We start from the raw sequence: 25,622 nt of genomic DNA, 5'->3' as shown, positions 1-25,622 counted from the left end.
GCTACTTAATCAATCGATTTTCCCTTCATCGCTTTAGAAACCGCGATGTCCATCAACCGCTCTGCAAAAGGACGGGTAAATTCATTCAGTTCATCTGCCTTTTTAAGAATCGTGTCTTTATTTCCTTCGGTCAGTGCTTCTCTTAAAGCAATGATATATAGTTTCGTGTTTTCTAATTCTTCCGGAGTTAAAACAAAACCGTTTTTATCAATAAAACGCTCAGCGGTATAAACCAGTTGTTCTCCTTCGCCACGGGCTTCAATCAGCATTCTTTGCGCAACATCACTTTCCGCATGGGTAATACTGTCAATCAGCATTTTCTCTACCGTATCATCTGTAAGGCCGTAACTAGGGGTAATATCTATTTCCTGCTTCACGCCAGAACGTAATTCAACCGCCTGAACGGTTAGGATCCCATCGGCATTCAGGATGAAATTAATATCTACTTTAGGCATTCCTGCTGGCATAGACGGAATACCCTTTAAATCGAATTCAGCTAATTTTCTGTTTTCTTTAACCAGATCACGCTCTCCCTGATAAACAGAGATTTTCATATTCACCTGTCCATCTATTGAAGTAGTATACTGACGGCCTGCTTTGGTCGGAACTTTTGCATTTCTGGCGATGATCACATCCATTAAACCGCCCATGGTCTCAATACCCAGAGAAAGGGGAGTAACATCCAGTAACAGGATGTCAGAACGGTTACCAGCAAGGATGTCTGCTTGTATTGCTGCACCTAAGGCTACTACTTCATCCGGGTTGATCTGATCGTGTGGCTGACGGCCAAAGAATGCGGCAACCTGCGCTTTTACATAAGGTGTACGGGTAGATCCACCAACCATAACCACTTCGTCAATAGCTGTAATGCTTAATTTGGCATCTTTCAAAGCTTGCTGACAAGAAGCTAAAGTTTCTTTAACTTTTGCTTCGATCAATTGCTCGAATGTATTTCTGTCAAGGGTATACCAGATGTCTCCTGATTTTTCATTGAACAGATTTTGGGTGCTGAGTGCTTTTTTTGCTTCTTCGGCTTTTAAACGAAGGTTTTGCATTAATCCCGGATTTTCGGCCAGTGCAGCTGCATCAAGGTTGTTTTTCTCTATCCAGTAATGAACAATAGCACGGTCAAAGTCATCCCCGCCAAGGAAAGTATTTCCGTTAGTAGACAATACTTCAAATATGCCGTTCTGAATAGCAAGAATAGAAACATCAAATGTTCCACCTCCTAAATCATAAACTGCAATCGTTTTCTGCTCAGTAGGATCAAGTCCTATTCCGTAAGCTAAACTGGCTGCGGTTGGCTCATTGACAATTCTTAAAACATCTAATCCTGCTAAACGGCCTGCATCTCTTGTGGCCTGTCGCTGACTATCATTGAAATAAGCAGGAACAGTAATTACGGCGCGGTTAACAGGTGTTTTTAAAGCATGTTCTGCTCTGGCTTTCAGCTCCTTTAAGATCTCTGCTGAGAGCTCAATAGGAGTGTAGAATTTATCTCCGGCCTGTATTTTAACCAGGGAATCATTACCTTCATCTATTAGTTTGTAAGAGAAGGTATCCTGATGACCAGCAATGTCTTTATAAGACCGGCCCAATAAACGTTTAACTGAAAATATGGTATTGGCCGGGTCAGTGATCAGAAATTCTTTTGCTCCATTACCCACCAAGGTATCTCCTGCTGCATCGAAATGGACTATAGAAGGTACTAATAACCCTTTTCCAGTGTCATTGATAACTTTAGGTTTTTTGTCCGGATCAATAAAGGCCACCAAACTGTTGGTCGTCCCTAAATCAATTCCTACAATGATTTCTTCTTTTTGTAAAGAACCTGTTGCCAGGTTGATGGATATCTTTGCCATAATCACGGCAAATTTAAGATTTTAAATGTATTAGGGCTGTAATGTTTTATGCATTTCCTTTTTATGCAGATTAAATACCCATAAAACAATATCCTGGTAACTGTCAGTTCCTTTTTTCTGGTTATTGATTTTGAGGAATTTATCGAATGCCACACCGAAGTACCCTGACATTTCAGAATTGTACTTTCTCCAGAATTCCTGTTCGTTCTTAAAATCTGCCAGTGTAGCTTTATTTATTTTTTTAAAGAGGTCTTCATAATCTTCGGGTGATTTAATTCTGATCTCGAAAAGAACGTTCCGAAGGATATTATAATAACCGGAATATTGAAAATTAAGATCTGAACTACCTGTGCTGACGAGGTAACCTGCAAGATTAGCTTCGTCTTCGCGTGCTACGCCAAGTTGGTGCGAGATTTCGTGACAGGTGATAAAGGGTAAATCTATGGCGGGAATAAGCATGTTGACATTAGCTTCGCCCGACGGAGGAGCATAATAGCCTTCTATGCCCGATTTGGTAATGGTCTGTTCCAGAATTACCGCTTTAACAGCCGGCACGCTGTAAGTAAACAGGGAATTGGTTTTCGCTAATTTATCATAAGCAGATTTAGAGCCGCTTTCCAGCTCTTTAATATTGAATCCCCTCTGGACACCGGTCTGCTGTATTTTTTGTTTAGTGGTATTGACCCGGTTAATCAGGAAATCACCTAATTGAACAAGATCTTTTGTGGTATATTTTTGATTACTAAGTCCTAATTGTCTGGAAATGGAAGGTCTGGAATAATTCAGACCCCAAAGCAGTTTAAAGACTATATATAAGATCAGTGTAAAGTTAGCCAGTTGTAATGGGAAGAAAAATTGCAACTGCTGTTCCGGTCTCCTGCGTTTTATTTTTCTAATCGCTTTAAAGACCGACCACAGGCAGTAAAGAATTAAAATCAGGTACAGAAAATCGCCCACCGCAAAAGGAAACGGTGAGCTGATGAAGCGCTGAGCGACCGAGACCAGTGGATAAAGACCGCTGGAATAAATGGTTTCTGTCAGTTGACTGTTAAGTCCCAGAAGGAAAATCAGTAAAGCAATAGTACTTAATATAACCAGACGGCGTACTTTTGACTTGATCGCAGAATTCATTTATCTGTTGAAAGTTAATCGTTTTCCAGTTTCATTGGTCATGAACTTTCCTTTTTGGTAAGCCAGATTCCCAGAGATAAAAGTATGGGTAATATCAGCTTTGAAAGTTTGTCCTTCAAAAGGAGACCAGCCGCATTTATATAAAATATTAGCTTGAGTTACTTTAACAGGATCATGGAGTGCAACTAATACTAAATCGGCCCAGTAACCTTCTCTGATAAATCCTCTTCTGTCAATCTGAAAGCAGGTGGCTACGTTGTGTGCTGTTTTCTCTACTATTTTTTCAAGCGTGATCTTTCCCTGATGATACATTTCCAGCAGTGCAGAAAGTGCATGTTGTACGAGTGGTCCGCCCGCAGGGGCTTTCAGATAAGTTTGTGCTTTTTCTTCAATGGTATGCGGGGCGTGATCGGTAGCAATCACATCGATATGGCCATCTAATACACCTTTCAGAATGGCATCACGGTCTGCTGCTGTTTTAACAGCAGGATTCCATTTAATCAGGTTACCTTTGGTCGCATAATCCTGGTCGCTGAACCAGAGGTGGTGAACGCAGGCTTCGGCAGTAATTCTTTTATCCTTTAAAGGAGTAATTGCATCGAATAATGCGATTTCTTTTGCAGTAGAGATATGTAGAATATGTAATCGGGTATTGTGTTTTTTAGCAAGTGAAACGGCAAGTGATGAGGAAATGTAACAAGCTTCATCGTTGCGGATCAGCGGATGCATATCTATAGTAATGTTTTCTCCGTATTTTTCTTTGAAAGCAGCCATGTTGGTTCTGATCGTCAGTTCATCTTCACAGTGTGTGGCAACCAGTATTGGGGCTTCTCTGAAAATATTATCCAGTACCTGTTCATTATCAACCAGCATATTTCCGGTAGAAGAACCCATAAATACTTTAATACCACATACTTGTGCCGGATCAGTTTTCAGAACTTCTTCAATGTTGTCATTAGAAGCACCCATAAAAAAGGAGTAATTAGCCAGTGACATTTCTGAGGCAATCTGATATTTGTCAGCTAACAGACTTTGCGTAAGCGTATTCGGGACTGTATTGGGCATTTCCATGAAAGAGGTAATTCCTCCGGCAACTGCCGCCATGCTTTCGGTAAAGATATCTGCTTTGTGGGTTAAACCGGGTTCTCTGAAATGGACCTGGTCGTCAATCATACCAGGTAACAAGTGTAACCCTTCTGCATTGATTTCCTGATCGGCTGATCTGTTTATTACCGGACTGATTTCTTCAATTAATCCGTCTTTGATAAATACGTCCGCAACATAAATTTTTCCTTCATTAACTAACGTTGCGGCTTTTATAAGGATGGTGTTCATATTGCCAAATCTAAGGATTTTGAAGCAATATTTTTAGGCATGATTACAATTGCTAAACTGAAAGGCAGTGTTAAATATACGATTATTTTTATACTAGTTATGGTCTTAACTGATTTAAAACCAATTAATATGACTAATTTTGGAAATGACTATTAAACACGTATTAACCAAGACACAGGAAAGCTTTATAAAAAAACACAAAATCCCAGCGGATTTGCTGTTTGACGCACAAGGAGAGGGGATGACAGAAGAGCTAAAGCAGCGTATGTCTGAGACAAATACAGTCTTCGCATACAATACTGTAGGTTGTACTAAAGATGATAATCATAATTTCAAAACTATCGGCGGTCAATGTCCACAATGTGAAACAGGTAAAATTGCAATTTTATTAAGAGAGCATGAAGCTGGTTTTATTTACATTGCCGGTTCAAGAAAAGGAACTTTGATTAAGGTGGGTTCTACAAGTAATATCATTGACAGAATCAAAAGCTTAAATATGCCTAAGACCAGATATGCAGGTTTTGATGACTGGGTACTTTTATTTGATGCAAGAACGACAACACAAGGAAGAAGCGAACGTAAGATTCAGCAAAAACTGAGTGAAAACAAAGTGAATTATCTGGTAGAGAAAAGCGGAAAAGCAACTGATTCAGGTGAATTGTTCAGATGTTCTTACAATAAAGCTAAAGATGCAATCACAGCTTTGGAAACTGAAGAATCTTTCGAATTTACCCAGGTACACGAAAAAAGAGATTTAATCCCTGATTACCAATTCAAAAATTTAAAAGCAAGAGTACAGACTGCTGCTGTTGAAGCATAAGCTGTTCTCAATTTATAGTTTTTTAAGATCTGTCTGCGTGTTTTTAAGATAGATAATAACTTCTGGCTGAGTTTTTTTAATGTGTTTCTTTTAGAAATGAAACGCATTAAAAAAATAAAAGCTGTTCCGTGAGAAATTAGTGTCAATTTCTCTTTTCCCCTTTATCCATAAAATAACATTTAAAGAAGCGCTTAATTAGCTTCCTATTAATTATATTATATTTGCAAAATGCCAAAAACATTCGAAGAGTTCAACCTTAACAGACAGATTTTAAATGCTGTTGCTGATGCAGGGTTTACGGTTGCTACTCCAATACAAGAAAAAGCAATCGCACCGGTTTTATCGGGACAAGATATTTTTGGGATTGCCGAGACTGGAACAGGAAAAACGGCAGCTTATGTGCTGCCTATATTAATGCAGCTTAAATATGCTCAGGGAGATGCTGCACGCGCTTTAATTCTGGCACCAACGCGCGAATTAGCGATGCAGATTGCTGAGCATGTCAAAATATTTTCAAAATATACAGATTTACGTTCCGTAGTTGTTTTCGGGGGAATAGGGCCGAAAACGCAGATAGAACAGGTAAAAGCTGGTGTAGATATTATTATTGCTACTCCCGGCCGCTTCCTTGATATTTATCTTGCCGGACATATTAATACACAATACCTGAAATTCCTGGTATTGGATGAGGCGGATAAAATGATGGATATGGGTTTTATTGGCTCTATTCACAGGATTCTGGAAGTGGTACCGCGTAAAAGACAGAATTTACTTTTCTCGGCTACCATGAGCGATCTTGTTCATAAAATTGCTGGTGATTTCCTGAAAAACCCAACGATTATTGAGGTTGGTCAGCAGGCTACTCCTGCACAAACAGTTACGCAGGGGTTATATGAGGTTCCGAATTTCAAGACTAAAATTAATCTTTTACAGCATTTACTAAAGAATGAGATAGATTTTAAGCGTCTGATTATCTTTTGTAAGACTAAAACTGTGGCTGATAATATTTTCAGTTTTATTGAACGCAGATATGGCGCTGCGGAGGTAAGAGTAATCCATGCAAATAAGGGGCAGAATACGAGAATTAATTCAATCAATAGTTTTAAAGAGGGAAATATTCGTGTGCTGGTAGCTACAGATGTTGCTTCCCGGGGAATTGATGTAGCTGAGGTTAGTCATGTGATCAACTTTGATGTCCCAATTATTATTGAGGATTATGTTCACCGTATTGGCCGTACCGGAAGAGCTTATGCGAAAGGAGATGCACTTACTTTTTGTACGGAAGCAGAGCTGTATTATGTTAAAAAGATTGAGAAACTGATGCGTCAGACTATTCCGGTTCTTGAGCTTCCAAAAGAGGTTTTTGTAGAGGAAACTCCTTATGAGGAGCGTCAGTATATTGCCAGAGAAATCGATAATCAGAAAAGGAAAGATGATCCGGATTTCAAAGGAGCTTTCCATGAGAAGAAACATGCTGCTGCAATTGCTGCAGCCGCTGCGGCTTCTGCGAAGAAAAAGATGGATAAAACTCCGGCCTGGAAGAAAAGAAAATTCAAAAAAACTTAGTCTTGAAATTAACGCCTTTAAATATTGTCAGCTCGGGCTGTATTGTATTTGCATTATTGCTTTTCTTTAGCCCGGATAAACAGCTTCCTGTACAAAAGGGGATGAATGGATTATTAACAGGTCTTTGTATTTTAACTGCAATTATTGCTTTCATTTCAGATCTGATTTTCCGGAAGTTTATACCTTTGCTAGGCAAATTATGGATAGTGGAGTGTGCTTTGATCATTTTCACTGTGGTATTGATGGTTATTCTAAGGGTTAGTTTAGGATAATATTTGGCAGAGGTTTGAATTAATAGAAAACGAAAAACAACAATTACATTGTAATGAAAACAGCAGAAATTAAGATAACGGTTGAGCTTGATGATAATAACGTCCCTGAGAATTTAATGTGGGAATCTACGGATGCGGAAACACAGGAAAAAGTTCCTGTGAAATCTATGATGTTAGCGCTTTGGGATCACAATTATAAAAATTCAATGCGTATAGATCTATGGACTAAGGATATGCCTGTAGATGAGATGAAAAGGTTCTTTTATGAGACTTTGCAGACGATGGGTGATAGTTTCTTAAAGGCAACTGGTGAAACTCTGATTATCGAGGATTTAAGAGATTATTGTGCGCATTTTGCGGATAAAATGGGGATTGATCCGGGAAAGTAAGAATTTATAAAAAGAGAAAGGCCATGTTTGTTGTCGGCGCCCGCCTGAAAAGGTGGCCAATGTCAGCAAACATGGCCTTTCTCTTTTTTATCGTAGCCATACTTGTACTGGAATTTGGAGGGGTTGAAGTGAGGCGGGATCAGATTGAGGCGAGACTTGATCTAGTTGAAGCCAGGCTTGATGAAGCGGATGGTAAATTTGATCTGATACAGTTTAACTTTGAAAATGTACACAAAAAACTGGATTTTGTAATAGAGGAAATCGTTAAAATTGATGGAGTAAATAGATATGTGGATATTGACAAAAACCTCAAAACACTAAAATCAAGATAGAAGGTTTCTGCCTTTTATAACCAGCAAAAACTCTGACCGGAGCTTTTGCTGGTTTTGAACTGAATATTCTTTTCAGGGAGAGTATTTTTATAAGATCTTAGTTTTATTCAGTAAATAGATGATACTTTTGTAACTGTTTATTTAAAATATGCTTTTTTTATGAAGATTCAAGGTGTAATTGGTGCCTTATTACTTGCTGCAGGAGGGATGTGCCCTTTGGTACATGTGCCTATTATTGGAAACTGGAACTATTTCGGAATAGATCAGTCTTTGGGAACTATTTTTTATGTAATTGTTGTATTGGCTTTTTTAGGAGCTTTTCTAAATAAAACAGGTTTATTAAGAGGCTGTGGATGGGCAGCGGTCGTAATGGTTATTCTGACCCTGTCAGCTGTATGGTTCAAGTCCCATGACTATTTCAGTTTTATACATTTCAAAAAGTTAATCAACCTGGCTTCGGGTATGGTAAAATATAAGTGGGGCTGGTTCGTGATTTTGGCTGGAGTATTACCTTTGATTACGGTTAGAAAGAAGGTTATTGTTATTCAGCAAATACCGGAAGTTCCGCTTTCAGAAGTGTAATTGCGGCTTTATATCTGCTCTTTTATCATAGAAGTACAATATAATCGATATTTGAAGGTGAAATGACCCTGCTTCGGTAAAAAAACAATACATAAAATTATATTTGTGCCGGAATGCAGTTGATAAAAGAAGTTAAGTATTTAATTGGGAAAGAATTGTTGCTCGAGTGGCGCTCAAAGTATGCGTTGAATGGGGTAGTACTTTATGTCGTATCTACTGTATTTGTCTGTTTTCTTTCTTTCGTTTCCTTAAGAGGGATAACCTGGAATGCTTTATTCTGGATCATTATGTTATTCGCTTCTATCAATGCGGTTTCCAAGAGTTTTCTTCAGGAAAGCAAGGGGAGGCAATTGTATATTTATACGATTGCAAGTCCGCTGGCATTGATCATATCCAAAACGATTTACAATATCTTTTTGATGTTGCTGCTCACTTTGATTGCTTTAGGTTTTTATACCCTGGTATTTGACTATGTACCAGAGGACATGGGCCTTTATCTGGTTGCTACTGTTCTGGGCAGTCTGAGTTTTTCGACCATCTTTACTATGATTTCAGCAATAGCTTCGAAAGCTGGTAATGGGGGAATGCTAATGGCAATTTTAAGTTTTCCTGTAATTATACCAGTAATTACTGTCCTGATTAAGCTGAGTAAGAATGCAATTGACGGGCTGGACAGGAGCGTGAGTCTGGATGAAATAGGAATTCTGTTGATTATCAATGTATTGGTAGCCGTGTTTTCACTGATGTTGTTCCCATACTTGTGGAGGGACTAGGCAGCTTGTGGTGCATTTAAAAAATTAACTAAAATATATAAAGCTTTGTTACCTTTGAACTCGCAAAATTAAGCTGATTGCGATTGGTTTAACAAGCGACCTTAAATCTGAAATAAATGTATAAATCCTGGTGGAAAATTTTAGGAGCAGTATTGGTAGTTTATTCTACAATAGCCGGCTTCCTGGCGTCAGTTCCTGCTTTACCTATATTGCATCAAACTATCAGAAACTTATACTTCCACGTTCCGATGTGGTTTAGTATGATTATTCTTTTTAGTGTTTCTGTCTTTCACAGCATAAAATATCTGAGCAATAATAACGAGGAGCATGATATGAAAGCAGTGCAGAGTGTAAATGCTGGTGTATTGTTTGGCATACTTGGAATTATTACCGGCGCTATCTGGGCTAAATTTACCTGGGGACAAGCCTGGAGTTTTGATGTGAAACAGAACTTTGCTGCGATTGCACTCTTATTGTATTTTGCTTATCTGGTACTGAGAAATGCAATTGATGAAGATCAGAAAAGAGCTAAAATTGCTGCAATCTATAATATTTTTGCCTTTCCGATGATGGTGGTTTTACTTTTTGTATTACCTAGATTATCAGATTCACTGCACCCGGGCAACGGAGGTAATCCCGGATTTAATGCCTATGATCTTGACAGCCATATGAGAATGGTTTTCTATCCTGCTTGTTTAGGCTGGATATTAATTGGTTACTGGATATATACCCTGCTTTTCAGGGTATCTGCTATAGAGAAAAACAAAACAGTATAAATATAATCTGATGAAAAAACTTATTACTACAGTTCTGATGTTAATGGTTACGCTGCAGCTTTTTGCACAGGATCAGACTTCTGCGATCACTGATACCCTTGCAGGATCAGAAAAAATTTACGTGGTTGTTGTGTGCGTGGCAGTTATTTTACTGGGACTGATCTTTTTTCTGTTCTCAATTGATCGCAGATTAAAAAAACTAGAAAAAAAATCTTAAGGAAAAAAATTATTTTTAAGGCCTTTAACACAGGTTTTTGAGTGGTTTTCAAGGAGGTGTTTCCCTTACACTAAGCAATTATTAATTTGTATTAATCGTTTTTTTTAGTGCAATTTTGCAGCTATAAGAATAAGAACATAATTCAAATTCATAAAAATCAAATAATGGCTACTACAGCAAACGAGACAAATTTTTTTACAGATGTCTGTAAAAACTTTGATAACGCAGCACAATTCACCGGTCACCCAGAGGGTTTACTTTCTCAAATTAAAGCTTGTAACAGTGTTTATCGTTTCCAGTTTCCAATCCGCAGAGGAAATGGATTCGAAGTAATTGATGCATGGCGTGTTGAACACTCTCACCACATGAGTCCTACCAAAGGAGGGATTCGTTACAGTGAAATGGTTAATGAAGATGAGGTAATGGCATTAGCAGCACTAATGACTTATAAGTGTGCAATCGTAAATGTTCCTTTTGGTGGTGCAAAAGGTGGAATTAAAATTACGCCAAAAAACTATACAACAGGTGAATTGGAAAATATCACCCGTCGTTATACTACAGAATTAATTAAAAAGAATTTCATCGGTCCTGGTATTGACGTTCCTGCTCCTGATTATGGATCCGGAGAACGCGAAATGAGCTGGATTGCTGATACATATATGACAATGAACCCAGGTCAGCTGGATGCATTAGGTTGTGTTACCGGTAAGCCAATTGCTTTACATGGTATCCGCGGACGTAAAGAAGCTACAGGCCGTGGTGTTGCTTATGCAGTAAGAGAATGTGTAAGAGTAACAGAAGACATGCATAAGATCGGTCTTAAAGCTGGTTTGGATGACAAAAGAGTTATCGTTCAGGGATTAGGAAACGTAGGATACCACTCTGCAAAATTCCTTACTGAATTTGGTGCTACGATTGTTGGTCTTTGCGAGTTCGAAGGCGCTATTTACAATGAGAACGGACTGAATGTTGATGAAGTGTTCGCACATCGTAAATTAACAGGTTCAATCCTGGGTTTCCCGGGAGCCAAAGAATTTAAAAATTCTATGGAAGGATTAGAGCAGCCATGTGATATCCTTGTTCCTGCGGCATTGGAAAATCAAATCACAGCAGAAAATATCAGAAACATCAAAGCGAAAATTATCGCTGAAGGTGCAAACGGACCGTGTACCCCTGAAGCTGAAGAAATCTTCACTGAAATGGGTGGTATTATCATTCCTGATATGTACTGTAACGCAGGTGGTGTAACTGTTTCTTACTTTGAGTGGTTGAAAAACCTTTCTCACGTAGCTTTTGGCCGTATGGAAAAACGTTATGCAGAAAACTCAAATGCTAACCTGATCAATACACTGGAAAGCTTAACAGGTCAGAGTATCCCTGCTGAACACCGCTTAATGATTGTTAAAGGTGCTTCTGAATTGGAATTAGTAAATTCAGGATTAGAAGATACAATGATTCATTCTTATCATGAAATCAGAGAGACTCTTTTGACTAAACCTGGTATTCAGACTTTAAGAACTGCTGCTTTTGTTGGTTCAATCGACAAAATTGCTGTTTCTTATATGAACTTAGGTATCTGGCCATAAGCCTCTGCTAAATTATATCAGATCCGCAACGTCTAAAACGTTGCGGATTTTTTGTTTAGGGTCAATATGACATTCTGATTGAAATCTGCACAGCCGGGTTTTCGTATATTGGTATGGAGGAATGATTCATATGGTCATCCAGTGATGAAAACAGGCATATTTCTATTAATGATCAGTTTATTATTTGTTTCCTGTTCAGACAGAAAACAGCAAATAGCAAGTAATAACGGATTTGCCGTTTTACCCATGCGTAAATCAAATGAAGCCGTAGCCACTTTTGCAGGGGGGTGCTTCTGGGCGATGCAGGAAAGTATGATCCAGTTGAAAGGAGTAAATACAGTCATCAGTGGTTATGCCGGTGGAAGTACTGCAAATCCCACTTACGAAGATGTTTTGAGTAAGAATACTGGTCATGCTGAATCAGTTCAGGTTTATTACAATCCGGAAGTGATTTCTTATAGACAACTCCTGCATGCTTTTTTCTTTGCCCATGACCCTACTGAATTAAACAGACAGGGGCCTGATGTTGGAAATGATTACCGCTCGATTGCTTTTTATCGCAGTCCTGAAGAAAGAAAGACAATTGCCAAAGTTATGGCAGACATGGAGGCCGCTAAATACTATCCCGGTAGTTTTGTTACAGAACTGGAACCATTTCAGGTATTTTATCCGGCAGAAAGCTCACATCAGGATTATTATGAGCGTAATTTGTGGGATCCTTATATCAGAAGTGTTTCTAAACCAAAAGTAATGCATGTGAGAAAACAACTGCCGCAATTGGTTAAAAAAGAGTGTCTTAAGTAGTCATGCTGCTGCTAATCCAATTACTTTTCCACCTATAATGTCGTTTATTTGTCAGCCGACTATCAATATTTTGTCATCTAAAGCATTAGCCGCTGTGTAAGGGACATTAGGTACTTATATTTTTTATCTTTGTGTACTCTTTTAATGGGTTAGGTAAGGAGGCTCGTGTAAGCAAGCTATATGTCCTGTTTAAATTGGCGGAGCCAGTTTATGTTTTAACCATGAAAAGGCAGCCAGTATATAATATATAGCTGCAAACATCAATTTTGACAAAAAAAGATATATTCTCATGAAAAAAAGTGCAATTATTGGCTTAATTACCATTGCTATCTGTGTCTGTTTTCTGGTCAGCTTAAATGCTGATACCAGCAACTATTCGACCTTTACAGAAGCTGCTAAAGACTCCAGAGAGTTTCACGTAATGGGCCACTGGGCAAAAGAAAAGGGAACTTATTATGATGCCTTAAAAGATGCTAACCATTTCTCTTTCTATATGAAAGATGAAAAAGGTGATATTGAGAAAGTTATTTACAGTGGGACTAAACCACAAGACTTTGAACGTTCTGAAAAGCTTGTATTGATCGGTAAGATGAATAAAGGTACTTTCTACGCCTCTAAAATATTAATGAAATGCCCCTCTAAATATAATAACGACCTAGTAGAGATAAAGCAGGACGGACAGGTTAAACGATACAAATAATTTTAATGGACATACAATTCACAGGAGAGACCCTCCTCCCCGGCAAAGTTGGGCAGTTTTTTATTGTTTTAGCGTTTGCCGCTGCACTACTTTCAACGATTTCTTATTTCTTTGCGACCCGCAATAAAGACCTTGCAGATAAATCCTGGCAACGTTTGGGAAGAATAGCATTTTTAACTAATCTTTTGAGTGTAATTGGAATTGGGGCAACACTGTTTTATTTGATCCTGAATCATTATAACGAATACTATTACGTTTATTCACACTCTTCAAAAACACTTCCTGTATATTATATCGTTTCTGCATTCTGGGAAGGGCAGGAAGGTAGCTTCTGGCTTTGGGCCTTTTGGCAGGCTATTTTGGGAACGATACTAATCTGGAAAGCAAAAACCTGGGAAAATGGGGTACTGACCGTTGTTGCCTTCTCACAGGTATTTTTAACATCTATGTTATTAGGCGTTCAGATTTTCGGTGAACGTATCGGAAGTTCTCCTTTTATCCTGTTAAGAGATGCTGTAAACCTGAAAGATATGGCTCCGGTAGTATTTGCCGATGCTGAAAACTATAAGAACTATCTTAAATTTATTACTGATGGAAGAGGGTTAAACCCACTTTTACAGAACTACTGGATGGTTATTCACCCGCCAACACTATTCCTTGGTTTTGCGAGTATGATTGTTCCTTTTGCTTATGTAATCACTGGATTGTGGCAAAAAAGATATAAAGAATGGGTAAAACCAGCTATGCCATGGGCTTTGTTCGCTGTAATGGTTTTAGGTACAGGAATTATTATGGGATCTTTCTGGGCTTATGAAGCACTGAACTTTGGTGGCTTCTGGGCATGGGATCCGGTTGAAAATGCGTCGTTGATTCCATGGTTAACCTTAATTGGTGCAGTCCATGTCATGATTGCTTTCAAAAATACCGGTCACGCTTTCTTTACTTCTATTGCCTTGGTGTTAGTGAGTTTTATCCTGGTATTATATGCTTCTTTCTTAACAAGAAGTGGTATTCTTGGAGAAACATCAGTACACTCTTTCACAGATCTGGGAATGTTTGGTCACCTTATTTTTTACAACGTAGTATTCCTGGCTATTCCGGTAGTCCTGATTGTTTTACGCTGGAAAGAATTGCCTATTACCAATAAAGACGAAGAAACTTATTCAAGAGAATTCTGGATGTTTATCGGTGCGCTTGTCGTAACTGTTGCCTGTATCCAGGTTATTTTCTCTACCTCTGTTCCTGTATTCAATAAAGCTTTCGGAACTAATTTTGCACCACCAATTGATGCTATCAAATATTACAATCAATGGCAGGCCCCGTTTGCTATCCTGATTACCATGATATCTGGTTTCTCTCAATTCTTAAAATATAAACGTACTGATACCCGTAAATTCTATAGTAGTCTGGTTGCTACACTAGTTATTGCTATTGTAGTTACAGCAGGGTTTGTTTATATCACTAACGTATACAATAACCTGATCTATATCTTGCTTTCGTTCAGTTGTATGTTTGCTATTTTATCTAATGCACGTGTGCTTACTCAGGGATTCAGTGGTAAAGGTAAATTGGTAGGAGCAGCGGTTGCGCATATTGGATTTGCTTTATTATTAGTAGGAGCACTGGTAGCTGCGGCAACAAGTAAACCTGTTTCTATTAATGCAACAAACTTTATCCCGGTAAAGGACTTCGAAAAAGTAGAAAAACCAGGTGAGAATATGGTATTGTATAAAAATGAGCCAAAGAAAATGGGGCGTTTTACAGTAACTTATACAAATGATACTACGATAGCACCTAATACTTATTATACACTGAACTTTAAAGTGATTGATGAGAAAACAGGTAAGCTTAAAGAAGATTTTAACCTGAACCCACGTGTTCAGATCAATGAGAAAATGGGGCTGATTGCTTCTCCGGATACTAAACATTATCTGACTTATGATGTCTATACGCATATTACCAGCGCTCCTGATAAAAAGGATGCACATGCAGATAGCGATGCACAAAGTGATGAACAGAATTATAAAAAACCAAGAGTAGTTACCGTAAGTACAGGTGACACCTTACATACCAGCAGTGGTATTATCACTGTAAAAGACCTTAACTTTAAACCAACAGCGAAAAGCCTGGCTTTAGCAGAAGGAGATATTGCAGTAGGTCTTCCGCTGGAAATCAACCTGAATGGTAAGATTTATAAGACTGAGCCGATATTCTTAGTCAAAGGAAATAACACATTCGATTTTGCACGTAATATTCCTGAGCTGGGCTTAAGACTGAGATTTACGAAAATACTTCCTGATCAGAAAAAAGTGGAATTACAAGTATTTGAAAAACCACAGCAATCTAAAGACTGGGTTGTGTTTAAATCTATCGAATTCCCTTATATCAATTTATATTGGGTGGGTTTAATTGTAATGGTAATTGGATTTATAATTTCTATTATCAGAAGACAAAAAGAGATTAAGTCAGTTTAATTAAAAGTATTTTTACCAGGGAAATTTAAACTGACTCTCCATGAATATTGTTTGTATAGGCTCGGGAAATGTGGCTACACATCTCGCAATCGCTTTCAAAGCGATTGGAGCTGACATTGTTCAGATCTGGAGTCAGGATAGCAGAAATGCAGAAATCCTTGCCGCTTTAACAAAAGCAACGCCAATCAGCAACTGGAACGATCTGGATCGTTCTGCTGATTGTTATGTGATTGCAGTAAAAGATAGTGCAATTGCATCAGTTGCTGCTCATCTGAAAGATGTAAAGGGCATTGTTGTCCATACCTCGGGCGCTACACCAATGAGTGTGCTTTCCGTAGTAAAGAGTGGTTACGGCGTGTTATATCCCTTGCAAACTTTCTCTAAATCCAAAGCAGTAGATATGACCCGTGTACCCTTATGTATTGAGGCAGACCGGGAAGAGACACTGGAGAAGATTAAAATAATCGCTCAGTTATTAAGCTCAAAGGTTTCCGTAGTCACCTCACAGCAACGGAGTATTCTGCATGTTGCAGCTGTTTTTGCTTCTAATTTCAGCAATCATCTTTATCAGCTGAGCAGCGAATTACTGGAACAGCATCAGCTGAACTTCGATTTATTAAAACCACTCATCCTGGAGACTGCCGAAAAAGTGCAGTCATCGGCACCAAATGAGGCACAAACTGGTCCGGCTATCCGTAATGACCAGGAAACTATAAAAAGACACCTTGATTTGCTGAGCGGAACACCCGGATTACAGAAAATCTACCAAACGTTAAGTAATAGCATTAAAAAAACTGATCTATAACAAGATTGCGGTTTTTGCTGCTTATTTTTGAGAACAATTATGAATATTTATCAATTAACAGTCAATTTTGAAGAAAAGGGTAAAGCACAAATTCAGTTACCAATTGCAGGTGGAGAATCAGTGCTGGAAGTCTGTTTGGATAATGGAATAGATTTACAACATAACTGCGGCGGTGTTTGCGGTTGCAGTACCTGTCATGTATACGTGACTAAGGGAATGGATAACATTCAGGAAATATCTGACAAAGAAGAAGACTTCATTGACAGGGCAGTAAGTCCGAAAATCTCTTCCAGATTAGGTTGTCAGTGTATAGTGATCAACGGAAATATCGAAGTGACTATCCCTAACCAATCAGAATTTTTAGGCCATTAAATAATTATAAAACAAGAAAACATGCAGGATAAGTTTGCTTTACCTATTCACTGGCAGGATCATGAAGATATTGCTCAGGAATTATATGAAAAGTTTGGTGATGATTTTAACGAATCTAAAATCTACAGGATCAGGTTTACTGAATTAGTGGACTGGGTTCTTTCCTTACCTAATTTTAAAGGTACAAGAGAAGAAAGCAATGAAGGTCACCTGGAGCAGATCCAGTCTGCCTGGGTTTATGAATGGAGAGATAACCAAGACTAGATGTTACTGCAAAAGCTTAAAGGAATTACCACATTTATTTTTGATGTCGACGGCGTTTTAACCAATGGAGATGTCATTGCAACTGATTCCGGAGAGCTGATGCGTACTTTCAATATTAAAGACGGCTATGCTTTACAGCTGGCCGTTAAAAAAGGATACCATGTATGTATCATTTCCGGAGGCCGTGGGCAGGCGATGGAAAAACGCTTTGAAGGTCTGGGCATACCAGATGTATTTTTAGGCGTATCTGATAAAGTTGAGGTCTTCAACGATTACCTGGAAATCTATCATATTAAAGCCAGGCAAGTCCTGTATATGGGAGATGATATTCCTGACCTGAATGTAATGAAGCTGGCCGGTATTCCTGCCTGCCCTTCAGATGCCTGTTCAGATATCAAAGCTGTCTCCGAATATATTTCGCCTTTTAAAGGTGGTCAGACAGCAGCGAGAGACGTCATCGAAAAAGTCCTGAGAATACAAGGGAAATGGTTTGATGCCAACCCTTCGGCTGTCGATTCCAGTAAATAAGTTACCTGGCAATTTTAAACCTTCCTTTGACTTTTAACTCTATCTATAAAAAAAAGAATAGATATGAAGAAATTATTGATGATTTGCGGAATGTTATTCAGCGTGATAACTTTTGCACATGGACAAGGTGGTAACCGTAACGCAACACCAGAAGAAAGAGCCACAAAATCTACTGCGCAGCTGACTGAGAAATTAACTTTGACTACCGGTCAGCAAACCAAAATTCACGATATATTGCTGGATCAGAATACACAGATGAACAAAGCGCGTGAAGCAGCTGGTGAGGATAGAAAAGAGATGCGTACCAAAATGATGACGCTGATGCAAAGTAATAACGAAAAGATCAAAGCAGTATTAACTGACGATCAAAAGAAAGCTTATGACACCTTCCTGGAAGAAAGAAGGACAGCAATGAAAAACAGAATGGGAGGCCAGGGAGCAGGTCAGCCAGCAAAAAATCAGTAGTTGCTTAATTCAGTGGCTGAATTGATACTGAATCTTAAATAACAAAAATAATAGAAGCGGCTTTGGGCCGCTTTTATTATTTTTGCCCAAAATATATAAATATGTATAAGCAAACAACTCCTCTTATTCTGGCCTCTAAATCACCCCGCAGACAAGAACTCATGCAATTGATGGGACTTGATTTTAAGGTGTTATTAAAAGATGTAGACGAGAGTTATCCTGAAAACCTGGCTCCAGAAGCAATTGCCTGTTACATATCGGAAAAGAAAGCAATGGCATTCGTAGAAGAACGCTTAACGAGCCTGGTGATTACTGCTGATACTATTGTCGCATACAACGGAGAAATTCTGGGTAAGCCAGCAGATGCAGTACAGGCTAAAGTGATGCTTGAAAAACTGTCCGGCACCAGTCATCAGGTCTATACCGGAGTAAGCCTGGCTTATAAAGACAAGCTTAAAACCTTTTTCGATCAAACAGAAGTACGTTTCAGAATACTCAGTACAGAAGAAATAGAACATTACATCAATAAATATAATCCACTGGATAAAGCAGGTTCTTATGGTATACAAGACTGGCTGGGCTTTATCGCAGTAGAACGTATTGAAGGCTCTTATACCAATGTAATGGGCTTACCAACAGAAAAACTCTACTTAGAGCTTTCAAACTTCTGATCTGCCCAAATCTGGTATAATACACCCATTTTTAAATCGTATGTAGATAAGCTGATTGCTTTTAATCCTGTTTTGTCCAGGATATAATTGGTCAGGATGGCGGCGATGACAATCATATCTACTCTGAGTGGAATCAGATTTGGCATCAAAACCCTTTCTGCATGTGCAGAAGCAATCAGCCTTTCAGCAAGGATGCGATACTGGTCAATATCAAATGACGCTGAACTTATCGTTTTCAGGTCAATATCTTCCAATAGCATTGCTGCGAAAGTTTCAAACGCACCCGCTGAACCAACCAGCAGTTGCGGCTCGTATTGCTGGCAGGCGGTCAGCAGGTCTGTGAGCACCTGATCAAGATGGTTTTGTATAGCAGAATGGTCTTCACTGCTGATCGGATCAGAATGAAAATAAGCCTGTAATAATCTTGCAGCACCTATATTGTAACTTTTCTTCCATAACTGGCCGTGCTGATTACAAATAATGAACTCAGTACTTCCTCCGCCAATGTCCATAATCAACGATTGCTGATTGATTACGCCTGTTGCTTTTACACCATTAAATATATAAGCAGCCTCATCCTCACCACTGATCACTTCAATAGCTATACCCGCTATCCTAAGTGCAGCGACAACAAAATCTTTTCCATTTCCTGCACTGCGTACCGCAGAAGTTGCAGTGGCACGTACAATAGTAACCTGCTGTGCATCTATTTCTTTTTTAAAGCCCTTCAGCGCCTCTATTCCACGCTCAAAAGCCTCAGGTATAATCAGGTTCTCATTAATCCTGCCCTGGCCTAATTGTACAGGTAAATTAGTTTTATAAATGACCTCCACACCCGCAGGTGTAAGCTCAGCTATCACTAAGTGAAAAGTGTTCGTACCTAAATCTATAACCGCTGCTCTCATCCGTTTTGTTAATACTGTAATTTTAATTCTTGTAACTGAACCACTTGAACATTTCCTTCAAACTGGTCTTTTTGCCATACATTAATATACCCACTCTGTATATTCTTGAAGCTACCCACACTGTCCCTATAAATCCCGCAATCAATAATCCCATAGACAAGGCCAGCTGCCAGTCGGGTACACCATAAGGTAACCTGACCATCATCGCAATCGGAGAAGTAAAGGGTATCATTGATAGCCAGAAAGCAAGCGGGCCATAAGGATCGTTCACCACTACACTCAAAGATAGGGCATAACTTAAAGTAAGCGGCATCATAATAGGCATCACAAACTGCTGCGTCTCTGTTTCACTATCTACAGCCGAACCAATTGCTGCATAAAGAGAACTATAGAATAAATAGCCGCCAATGAAAAAGAATATAAAGACCAGCAGAATTTTAGTCAGGTCAAGATTGGCCATACTTTTTTGAATATAGGCCACCGGGCCATTGTCTGCCACTTGTTTTCCTATAGAAGCTCCAGTTTTCGCGTTTACGGCAGAAACCGTATTTTTCTGTAGTTCTTTATCACCCGTAAAAGCCCGAACAGCTACAGTTGAAATGGTTGCTGTCAATAAGATCCAGAGTACAAACTGTGTTAAGCCTACCAAAGCTATACCGATAATTTTTCCCATCATCAGCTGAAAAGGCTTGACAGAGGAAATCATCACTTCAATAATTCTGCTTGTTTTCTCTTCAATCACCCCCCGCATCACCTGGATGCCGTAAATCAGAATGAAAGTAAACATCAGGATACCAGATGCATAACCGATAACAGTTGTCGCACCAGCACTGGAATCCTCTTCCTCACCTGCCTGATTAATCTTTTTGTTATCGATGTTGACAGTAGCTTTTAATTTATCAAGATCTTCCTGGGCAATACCGCTTTCTTTAAGTTTTTGAATTTTGATCGCATTCTCCACGTCATCAACTACCTTCCCGTTCATGGAAAAACCAGCCTGCTTAGTCCCTAAAAGCTGTATCCCTGAAGGATTGTCCAGGCTAAATTCAGGCAGGTAAAGAATATAGTCATAATTTTCATTCTTAAGGCTGGCCTTCATTGCTGTCAATGATTTGCCGACATAAACGTAGGTCGTATTTTTAGTAGAAGCGATTTTTTCAGTCAGTGTTTTGTTGTCATTGACTACTGCTATCCTGTTATTGGTCGAACTAGCCCCTTGTATAGAGAAGTAAATGATCATGCCATAAAACCCGGCAACAATAATCGGTGTTAATAGCGTCATGACAATAAACGATTTTTTTCTGACCCGGCTCAGGTATTCTCTTTGTATAATGAGTAAAATCTTGTTCATCATGTTAATTCTTTAGTTTTACCTGGTCAATAAAAATATCGTTCATTGTGGGAATCACTTCATCTAAACGATGAATATTCACCAGAGGGAGCAAAGCTGATAAAAGCTGATTGGCAGTTTTACCTGCACTGATTTGTACCTTAATCCTTATTTTTCCTTGCAGTATCTCTTTATGCAGTATTTCGAACAGCCCGGTTGCCAGTTCAACAGGATATTCACCATCATATTCTACCCAATACGTATTGTTCCTGTATTGCTCTTTAATATCAGATACTGAGCCATCCAGGATTTTTTTAGACCGGTGAATCAAGGCGATGTTGTCACATAACTCTTCCACAGACTCCATGCGGTGTGTAGAGAAAATAAAAGTTGCCCCTTTTTTATTCAATTCCAGGATTTCATTTTTGATAATATCAGCATTGACCGGATCAAACCCCGAAAAAGGTTCATCCAGAATAATCAATTCAGGCTCATGTAGTACAGTGGCTACAAATTGTACCTTTTGCTGCATCCCTTTACTTAAATCCTCGACTTTTTTATTCCACCAACTCGCCATTTCCAGTTTCTCAAACCAGTATCTGACCTTTTTAGTAGCTTCAGCAGTACGCATTCCTTTAAGTTTGGCCAGGTACAATACCTGTTCACCAATCTCCATTTTCTTGTATAAACCACGCTCCTCCGGGAGGTATCCTATCCTTGCAATATGAGAGGAATTGAGGCGTTGTCCGTTAAAGATGACTTCGCCGCTATCTGGTGCGGTAATTTGAGTGATAATTCTGATCAATGATGTTTTGCCCGCACCGTTGGGGCCTAGCAGCCCGAAAATCTTGCCCTGCTCTACCTTCAGACTTACATCGTCCAGTGCAAGATGCGTAGCATATTGTTTAACAATATTATTTACGTTAAGCATTTAGTCTTTATTTAGTTCTTAGTTACCCTTTAGACTGAAATCAGACAAAATGTTACAGCGTCAACGCTTTCTATCTGTCAATGCAATCAATTGCTTTGCATTGGTTAATGCCGATGTGCCCCAGGTATTGTTGAAATATACGAATACTTGCTGAGGTCCCTGGATTATAGATTTAGCGAAGGCAATTATTTCCTGCCCGGTATAGAGTGATTTGTACAGCACAGGCTTACCATGAAAACGGTAATAAACAGGATCATTAAATAAGACCACTCCATCTGGCAAGGCCGAAGGATAACTTAGTCCGCTGAAGGTCAGGTGATGTTTTTTAAACTCGTCCATCACCGTATTGTTCCACCAGCTGATATGCCTGAATTCAACCACATTCTTAAAAGCCGGGTTTAAATTCTTCAATATTAAGGCTAATCTTTCCTCTGTATAAGTAAAAGAAGGAGGGGTTTGGAACAGTACACAGCCCATTTTGTCCTGAAGGCCAGCATTAATCACCTCGTAAAAGTCAGTAACCAATTCTTCTACCTCATTAAACTTGTTATAATGTGTAATTGCGCGGGGTGCTTTAATCGTAAACAGAAAATCAGCAGGGCTGGTTTCATACCATGTTTTAAAGCTTTTTAAAGAAGGTTGTTTGTAAAAGGAAGAATTAATCTCTATCGTATTGAAATGCTGGCAATAATAGCTAAACCACTCCTTTTGAGGAAGACCGGCAGGGTAGAAGATCTCTTTCCATTCTTTATAATAAAATCCAGAGCAGCCAATTCTCCAGTCTGCTGTTGCTATTCCATCCATAACTGTTTTTTAGATTAAACAACAGTTACAGCCTAAAGTTTTTGCATAAAAAAACAGGCTGTATCCATTCAGATACAGCCTGTTTCAAATATATTCAGAGAATTGATTACTCGAAATACTCTTTCATTTTTTCAAAGAAACTCTTATCGTTTTTACCTGGCTGAGGTTTGAAATTCGGAGATTCACGTAGTTTTTCCAGCATATTCCGTTCTTCACTGCTCAGTGCTTTAGGCGTCCAGATATTCACGTGGATAATCTGATCACCACGGTGATAAGAATTCACTTCAGGAATACCTTTAGCTTTCAGGCGTAATAACTTTCCGCTTTGTGTACCTGGTTCGATTTTGATTTTAGCTTTCCCATCAATTGTTGGTACTTCGGCGCTGTAGCCTAATGCAGCATCAATAATACTTAAGTGTAAATCATAAACGATATTGTTTCCTTCACGTTTCAAGGTTTCATGAGGGATTTCTTCAATCAGGATGATCAGATCACCAGGAATACCACCATTAGGGGCAGCATTACCTTTTCCGCTCATGCTCAATTGCATACCGTCACTTACACCCGCAGGAATGTTAATGGTAATCGTTTCCTCGCCACGAACTGTTCCTTCACCATGACATGAGGTACATTTAGAAGTAATCTGTGAGCCGGCACCATTACAAGTCGGGCAGGTAGAAGTAGTCTGCATCTGGCCTAAGATGGTATTGGTTACTCTGCGAACAGAACCACTGCCACCACAGGTTTTACAAGTGCTGATAGATGATTTGTCCTTAGCTCCCGAACCATCGCAGGTTTTACAAACAATCTGTTTATTAACCTTTATTTTTTTCTCTGCGCCATGCGCTATTTCTTCAAGGGTAAGTTTGACTTTAATACGAAGGTTAGTGCCTTTAGCTACGCGTCTGCCGCTGCTGCGTTGTTGCTGTCCGCCGAAAAAACTATCGAAAGGACTGCCACCGCCGCCACCGCCACCAAAGATATCGCCAAACTGGCTGAATATATCTTCCATGTTCATGCCGCCGCCGCCATAGCCGCCGCCGCCACCAGAAGCTCCGCCAACACCAGCATGTCCATAATGGTCATAACGTTGTTTCTTCTCCGGGTTGCTTAATATCTCGTAAGCCTCAGCAGCTTCCTTAAATTTATCTTCAGCAGTATGGTCATCAGGATTTTTGTCCGGATGGAACTTTATAGCCAGCTTTCTATAAGCTTTCTTGATCTCTTCCGGAGAAGAACCTTTACTTACACCAAGGATATCGTAATAATCTCTCTTACTCATAATTAACTACCTACAACTACTTTTGCAAAGCGTATAACTTTGTCATTTAAAGTGTATCCTTTTTCTAATTCATCTATAACTTTTCCTTTCAACTCTTCAGTTGGAGCAGGAACCTTAGTGATTGCTTCATGAAGGTCTGTGTCAAAAACAGTATTGGCACATTCCATTTCTTTTAAGCCTTTCTGATTTAAAATGCTTTTCAGTTTGGTATGGACTAACTGAATCCCTTCACGGATTGCAGCCACATCAGTAGCATTTTCAGTCGCTTTATTTGCACGGTCAAAATCATCCAGTACTGGAAGCATAGAGATAATTACATCCTTGCCAGCAGTCTGTAAAAGCTCAACACGTTCTTTTTGTGTACGTCTTTTGAAATTGTCAAACTCAGCAAAAAGGCGAAGATATTTATCATTCAACGCTGCATTATCAAGTTTTAATTGCTCTTCAGCAGAGATTTCCTCTACAGGTTCAGTGATAGTATCCGCATTCGCGTCATCAGTAAGCTCTTTGTTTAACTGCTCTTCAGCAGTATTTTCCGTAATGGGATTTTCTGTATCGTTTGTTTTCTTCTTGCTAAACATGGTATAGTAGAATTTTATAATGCAAACTCAAAAGGTTTGCCAATGAAGTATATCAGCCATGCTGTCAGTTTTGTTTGAACAAGACTGTACAGAATGGCTGAAATGAAATTATTTTGTCAGGAATGGTCAGTTTTTTGGAACAGACACTTAGTTAATTGTTGCATCATCATGGACAATACCTGCTTCACATTTGATGATACGGGAAGGCAGGGTACGGATGATATGATAATCATGCGTAGCCATTAATACAGCAGTACCGCTCTGGCTGATTTGTTTCAGCAGCAATACGATTTCTTCGGAGGTTTCAGGATCTAAATTCCCTGTAGGTTCATCTGCAAGGATAATATCCGGATTATTTAATAGCGAACGCGCAATCACTACACGCTGCTGCTCACCACCAGAAAGCTCATGTGGCATTTTTCTGATTTTTGAACGCAGACCTACTTTTTCCAGTACATCTTTGATACGTTCTTCAATTAGTTTTTTGTCTTTCCAGCCAGTTGCTTTCAATACAAAATCAAGATTCTTCTCAATTGTACGGTCTGTTAACAATTGGAAATCCTGAAATACGATTCCTAACTTTCTGCGCAGATAAGGAACATCCCGCTCGGCCAGTTTTTTAAGGTCGAAACCTGCAATTTCCCCCTCACCATTACCGATATGAAGTTCACCATAAATGATTTTCAATAAACTGCTCTTTCCAGAACCCGTTTGTCCGATCAGAAATACAAACTCACCTTTATCTATGTTAAGATTAACATCAGAGAGTACAAGGTGTTTTTGTTGAAATACATCTACGTTCTTTAAATTTATAACTGCGTTTCCTGCCATGTCTTAAATATCTAATTTTGCAATCTGACCAAATGGTAAATCTTTTACCATATCCATAATATAAGGCAACTTGTCACCCAGACCTAATTTTTCCAGAGATTTATCAGGCCGGTCTACCCTGAAATAAGCCAGTAAGGTGAATTTATCATCCCTCAGCTGGACGTAATCCGGGATTTTGGCAATACCTTTTACTTTGATTACATACATTTTGTTCAAAAATAGTGTTTCAAAATG

30 protein-coding genes are annotated in these 25,622 nt (G+C 39.0%); 19 read left to right on the top strand and 11 right to left on the bottom strand.

The features are described from left to right. Nucleotides 1–5: 5 nt before the first annotated feature. From hscA to AB3G38_RS12125, 3 genes are read right to left on the bottom strand one after another with little or no spacing between them, the layout of a single operon-like run. The gene (gene hscA, locus AB3G38_RS12135; RefSeq protein ID WP_367868724.1) at nt 6–1,862 is read right to left on the bottom strand and encodes a Fe-S protein assembly chaperone HscA; all 1,857 of its coding nucleotides are present in this window, start codon (nt 1,860–1,862) and stop codon (nt 6–8) included. Nucleotides 1,863–1,892: 30 nt separating this feature from the next. Continuing rightward, entirely contained in the window at nt 1,893–2,993 is a 1,101-nt protein-coding gene (locus AB3G38_RS12130; RefSeq protein WP_367868723.1) for a DUF3810 domain-containing protein, read from the bottom strand. Then, nucleotides 2,994–4,328, bottom strand: a complete 1,335-nt coding sequence (locus AB3G38_RS12125; protein ID WP_367868722.1) for a dihydroorotase — start codon at nt 4,326–4,328, stop codon at nt 2,994–2,996. Between the two features lie 145 nt (nt 4,329–4,473). Here AB3G38_RS12125 and AB3G38_RS12120 point away from each other — a divergent pair, with 145 nt between their 5' ends. The 19 genes from AB3G38_RS12120 (at nt 4,474) to AB3G38_RS12030 (ending at nt 18,724) form a co-directional block, all read left to right on the top strand. Beyond that, nucleotides 4,474–5,148, top strand: coding sequence for a GIY-YIG nuclease family protein (locus AB3G38_RS12120; protein WP_367868721.1), 675 nt, complete (start codon nt 4,474–4,476; stop codon nt 5,146–5,148). Nucleotides 5,149–5,376: 228 nt separating this feature from the next. Continuing rightward, complete coding sequence (locus AB3G38_RS12115) at nt 5,377–6,714, top strand: DEAD/DEAH box helicase (RefSeq protein WP_367868720.1); 1,338 nt, start codon at nt 5,377–5,379, stop codon at nt 6,712–6,714. A 2-nt stretch (nt 6,715–6,716) separates the two neighbouring features. Then, nucleotides 6,717–6,986, top strand: a complete 270-nt coding sequence (locus AB3G38_RS12110) for a hypothetical protein (RefSeq protein ID WP_367868719.1) — start codon at nt 6,717–6,719, stop codon at nt 6,984–6,986. 53 nt (nt 6,987–7,039) lie between these two features. After that, the gene (gene gldC, locus AB3G38_RS12105) at nt 7,040–7,375 is read left to right on the top strand and encodes a gliding motility protein GldC (protein WP_068395129.1); all 336 of its coding nucleotides are present in this window, start codon (nt 7,040–7,042) and stop codon (nt 7,373–7,375) included. Between the two features lie 59 nt (nt 7,376–7,434). After that, nucleotides 7,435–7,707, top strand: coding sequence for a hypothetical protein (locus tag AB3G38_RS12100; protein ID WP_367868718.1), 273 nt, complete (start codon nt 7,435–7,437; stop codon nt 7,705–7,707). 159 nt (nt 7,708–7,866) lie between these two features. Beyond that, the gene (locus AB3G38_RS12095; protein WP_367868717.1) at nt 7,867–8,289 is read left to right on the top strand and encodes a hypothetical protein; all 423 of its coding nucleotides are present in this window, start codon (nt 7,867–7,869) and stop codon (nt 8,287–8,289) included. A gap of 113 nt (nt 8,290–8,402) precedes the next feature. Beyond that, on the top strand, nt 8,403–9,062 hold the full coding sequence (locus tag AB3G38_RS12090) for a heme exporter protein CcmB (protein ID WP_367868716.1): 660 nt from the start codon (nt 8,403–8,405) through the stop codon (nt 9,060–9,062). A gap of 116 nt (nt 9,063–9,178) precedes the next feature. Further along, a complete protein-coding gene (gene ccsA / locus AB3G38_RS12085; RefSeq protein WP_367868715.1) occupies nt 9,179–9,838 on the top strand; it encodes a cytochrome c biogenesis protein CcsA in 660 nt (219 codons plus the stop codon). Between the two features lie 10 nt (nt 9,839–9,848). After that, entirely contained in the window at nt 9,849–10,055 is a 207-nt protein-coding gene (locus AB3G38_RS12080; protein ID WP_068395138.1) for a CcmD family protein, read from the top strand. 164 nt (nt 10,056–10,219) lie between these two features. Continuing rightward, nucleotides 10,220–11,641 carry a Glu/Leu/Phe/Val dehydrogenase gene (locus AB3G38_RS12075; protein ID WP_367868714.1) on the top strand — a complete coding sequence of 474 codons (1,422 nt, stop codon included), beginning with the start codon at nt 10,220–10,222 and terminating at the stop codon, nt 11,639–11,641. A 168-nt stretch (nt 11,642–11,809) separates the two neighbouring features. Continuing rightward, a complete protein-coding gene (msrA, locus tag AB3G38_RS12070; protein WP_367868713.1) occupies nt 11,810–12,445 on the top strand; it encodes a peptide-methionine (S)-S-oxide reductase MsrA in 636 nt (211 codons plus the stop codon). A 289-nt stretch (nt 12,446–12,734) separates the two neighbouring features. Continuing rightward, nucleotides 12,735–13,145, top strand: a complete 411-nt coding sequence (locus tag AB3G38_RS12065) for a cytochrome c maturation protein CcmE (protein ID WP_183869486.1) — start codon at nt 12,735–12,737, stop codon at nt 13,143–13,145. 5 nt (nt 13,146–13,150) lie between these two features. Continuing rightward, complete coding sequence (locus AB3G38_RS12060) at nt 13,151–15,619, top strand: heme lyase CcmF/NrfE family subunit (RefSeq protein WP_367868712.1); 2,469 nt, start codon at nt 13,151–13,153, stop codon at nt 15,617–15,619. Between the two features lie 40 nt (nt 15,620–15,659). Then, the gene (locus tag AB3G38_RS12055; protein WP_367868711.1) at nt 15,660–16,424 is read left to right on the top strand and encodes a Rossmann-like and DUF2520 domain-containing protein; all 765 of its coding nucleotides are present in this window, start codon (nt 15,660–15,662) and stop codon (nt 16,422–16,424) included. A gap of 39 nt (nt 16,425–16,463) precedes the next feature. Continuing rightward, complete coding sequence (locus AB3G38_RS12050) at nt 16,464–16,796, top strand: 2Fe-2S iron-sulfur cluster-binding protein (RefSeq protein WP_068395147.1); 333 nt, start codon at nt 16,464–16,466, stop codon at nt 16,794–16,796. Nucleotides 16,797–16,817: 21 nt separating this feature from the next. Then, on the top strand, nt 16,818–17,060 hold the full coding sequence (gene iscX / locus AB3G38_RS12045) for a Fe-S cluster assembly protein IscX (protein ID WP_183869483.1): 243 nt from the start codon (nt 16,818–16,820) through the stop codon (nt 17,058–17,060). Continuing rightward, complete coding sequence (locus tag AB3G38_RS12040) at nt 17,061–17,588, top strand: KdsC family phosphatase (protein WP_367868710.1); 528 nt, start codon at nt 17,061–17,063, stop codon at nt 17,586–17,588. Nucleotides 17,589–17,651: 63 nt separating this feature from the next. Next, entirely contained in the window at nt 17,652–18,053 is a 402-nt protein-coding gene (locus tag AB3G38_RS12035; RefSeq protein WP_367868709.1) for a hypothetical protein, read from the top strand. A 101-nt stretch (nt 18,054–18,154) separates the two neighbouring features. After that, on the top strand, nt 18,155–18,724 hold the full coding sequence (locus tag AB3G38_RS12030) for a nucleoside triphosphate pyrophosphatase (protein ID WP_367868708.1): 570 nt from the start codon (nt 18,155–18,157) through the stop codon (nt 18,722–18,724). On the opposite strand, the gene AB3G38_RS12025 is transcribed toward AB3G38_RS12030, so the two are convergent. The 8 genes from AB3G38_RS12025 to AB3G38_RS11990 all read right to left on the bottom strand — a co-directional run bounded on the left by AB3G38_RS12025 (nt 18,700) and on the right by AB3G38_RS11990 (nt 25,595). Beyond that, nucleotides 18,700–19,629: an exopolyphosphatase gene (locus tag AB3G38_RS12025; RefSeq protein WP_367868707.1), complete on the bottom strand. Its 930-nt coding sequence runs from the start codon at nt 19,627–19,629 to the stop codon at nt 18,700–18,702. The genes AB3G38_RS12030 and AB3G38_RS12025 overlap by 25 nt on opposite strands. 22 nt (nt 19,630–19,651) lie before the next feature. Further along, nucleotides 19,652–20,983, bottom strand: a complete 1,332-nt coding sequence (locus tag AB3G38_RS12020; protein ID WP_367868706.1) for an ABC transporter permease — start codon at nt 20,981–20,983, stop codon at nt 19,652–19,654. 1 nt (nt 20,984) lies between these two features. After that, nucleotides 20,985–21,890, bottom strand: coding sequence for an ABC transporter ATP-binding protein (locus AB3G38_RS12015; RefSeq protein ID WP_367868705.1), 906 nt, complete (start codon nt 21,888–21,890; stop codon nt 20,985–20,987). Nucleotides 21,891–21,950: 60 nt separating this feature from the next. Next, the gene (locus tag AB3G38_RS12010) at nt 21,951–22,694 is read right to left on the bottom strand and encodes a DUF72 domain-containing protein (protein WP_367868704.1); all 744 of its coding nucleotides are present in this window, start codon (nt 22,692–22,694) and stop codon (nt 21,951–21,953) included. Between the two features lie 106 nt (nt 22,695–22,800). After that, nucleotides 22,801–23,976, bottom strand: coding sequence for a molecular chaperone DnaJ (gene dnaJ / locus AB3G38_RS12005; RefSeq protein WP_367868703.1), 1,176 nt, complete (start codon nt 23,974–23,976; stop codon nt 22,801–22,803). A 2-nt stretch (nt 23,977–23,978) separates the two neighbouring features. After that, on the bottom strand, nt 23,979–24,557 hold the full coding sequence (locus AB3G38_RS12000) for a nucleotide exchange factor GrpE (RefSeq protein ID WP_111633717.1): 579 nt from the start codon (nt 24,555–24,557) through the stop codon (nt 23,979–23,981). 147 nt (nt 24,558–24,704) lie between these two features. Further along, nucleotides 24,705–25,388 carry a cell division ATP-binding protein FtsE gene (locus AB3G38_RS11995; protein ID WP_068395170.1) on the bottom strand — a complete coding sequence of 228 codons (684 nt, stop codon included), beginning with the start codon at nt 25,386–25,388 and terminating at the stop codon, nt 24,705–24,707. 3 nt (nt 25,389–25,391) lie between these two features. Continuing rightward, on the bottom strand, nt 25,392–25,595 hold the full coding sequence (locus tag AB3G38_RS11990) for a fructose-6-phosphate aldolase (RefSeq protein ID WP_068395172.1): 204 nt from the start codon (nt 25,593–25,595) through the stop codon (nt 25,392–25,394). Nucleotides 25,596–25,622 lie beyond the last annotated feature (27 nt).

It is taken from the genome of Pedobacter sp. WC2423 (assembly GCF_040822065.1).
In the GTDB taxonomy this organism is placed as follows: domain Bacteria; phylum Bacteroidota; class Bacteroidia; order Sphingobacteriales; family Sphingobacteriaceae; genus Pedobacter.
Note: the sequence above shows the minus strand (reverse complement) of the source record. Positions and strands in the feature narration are given on the sequence as shown.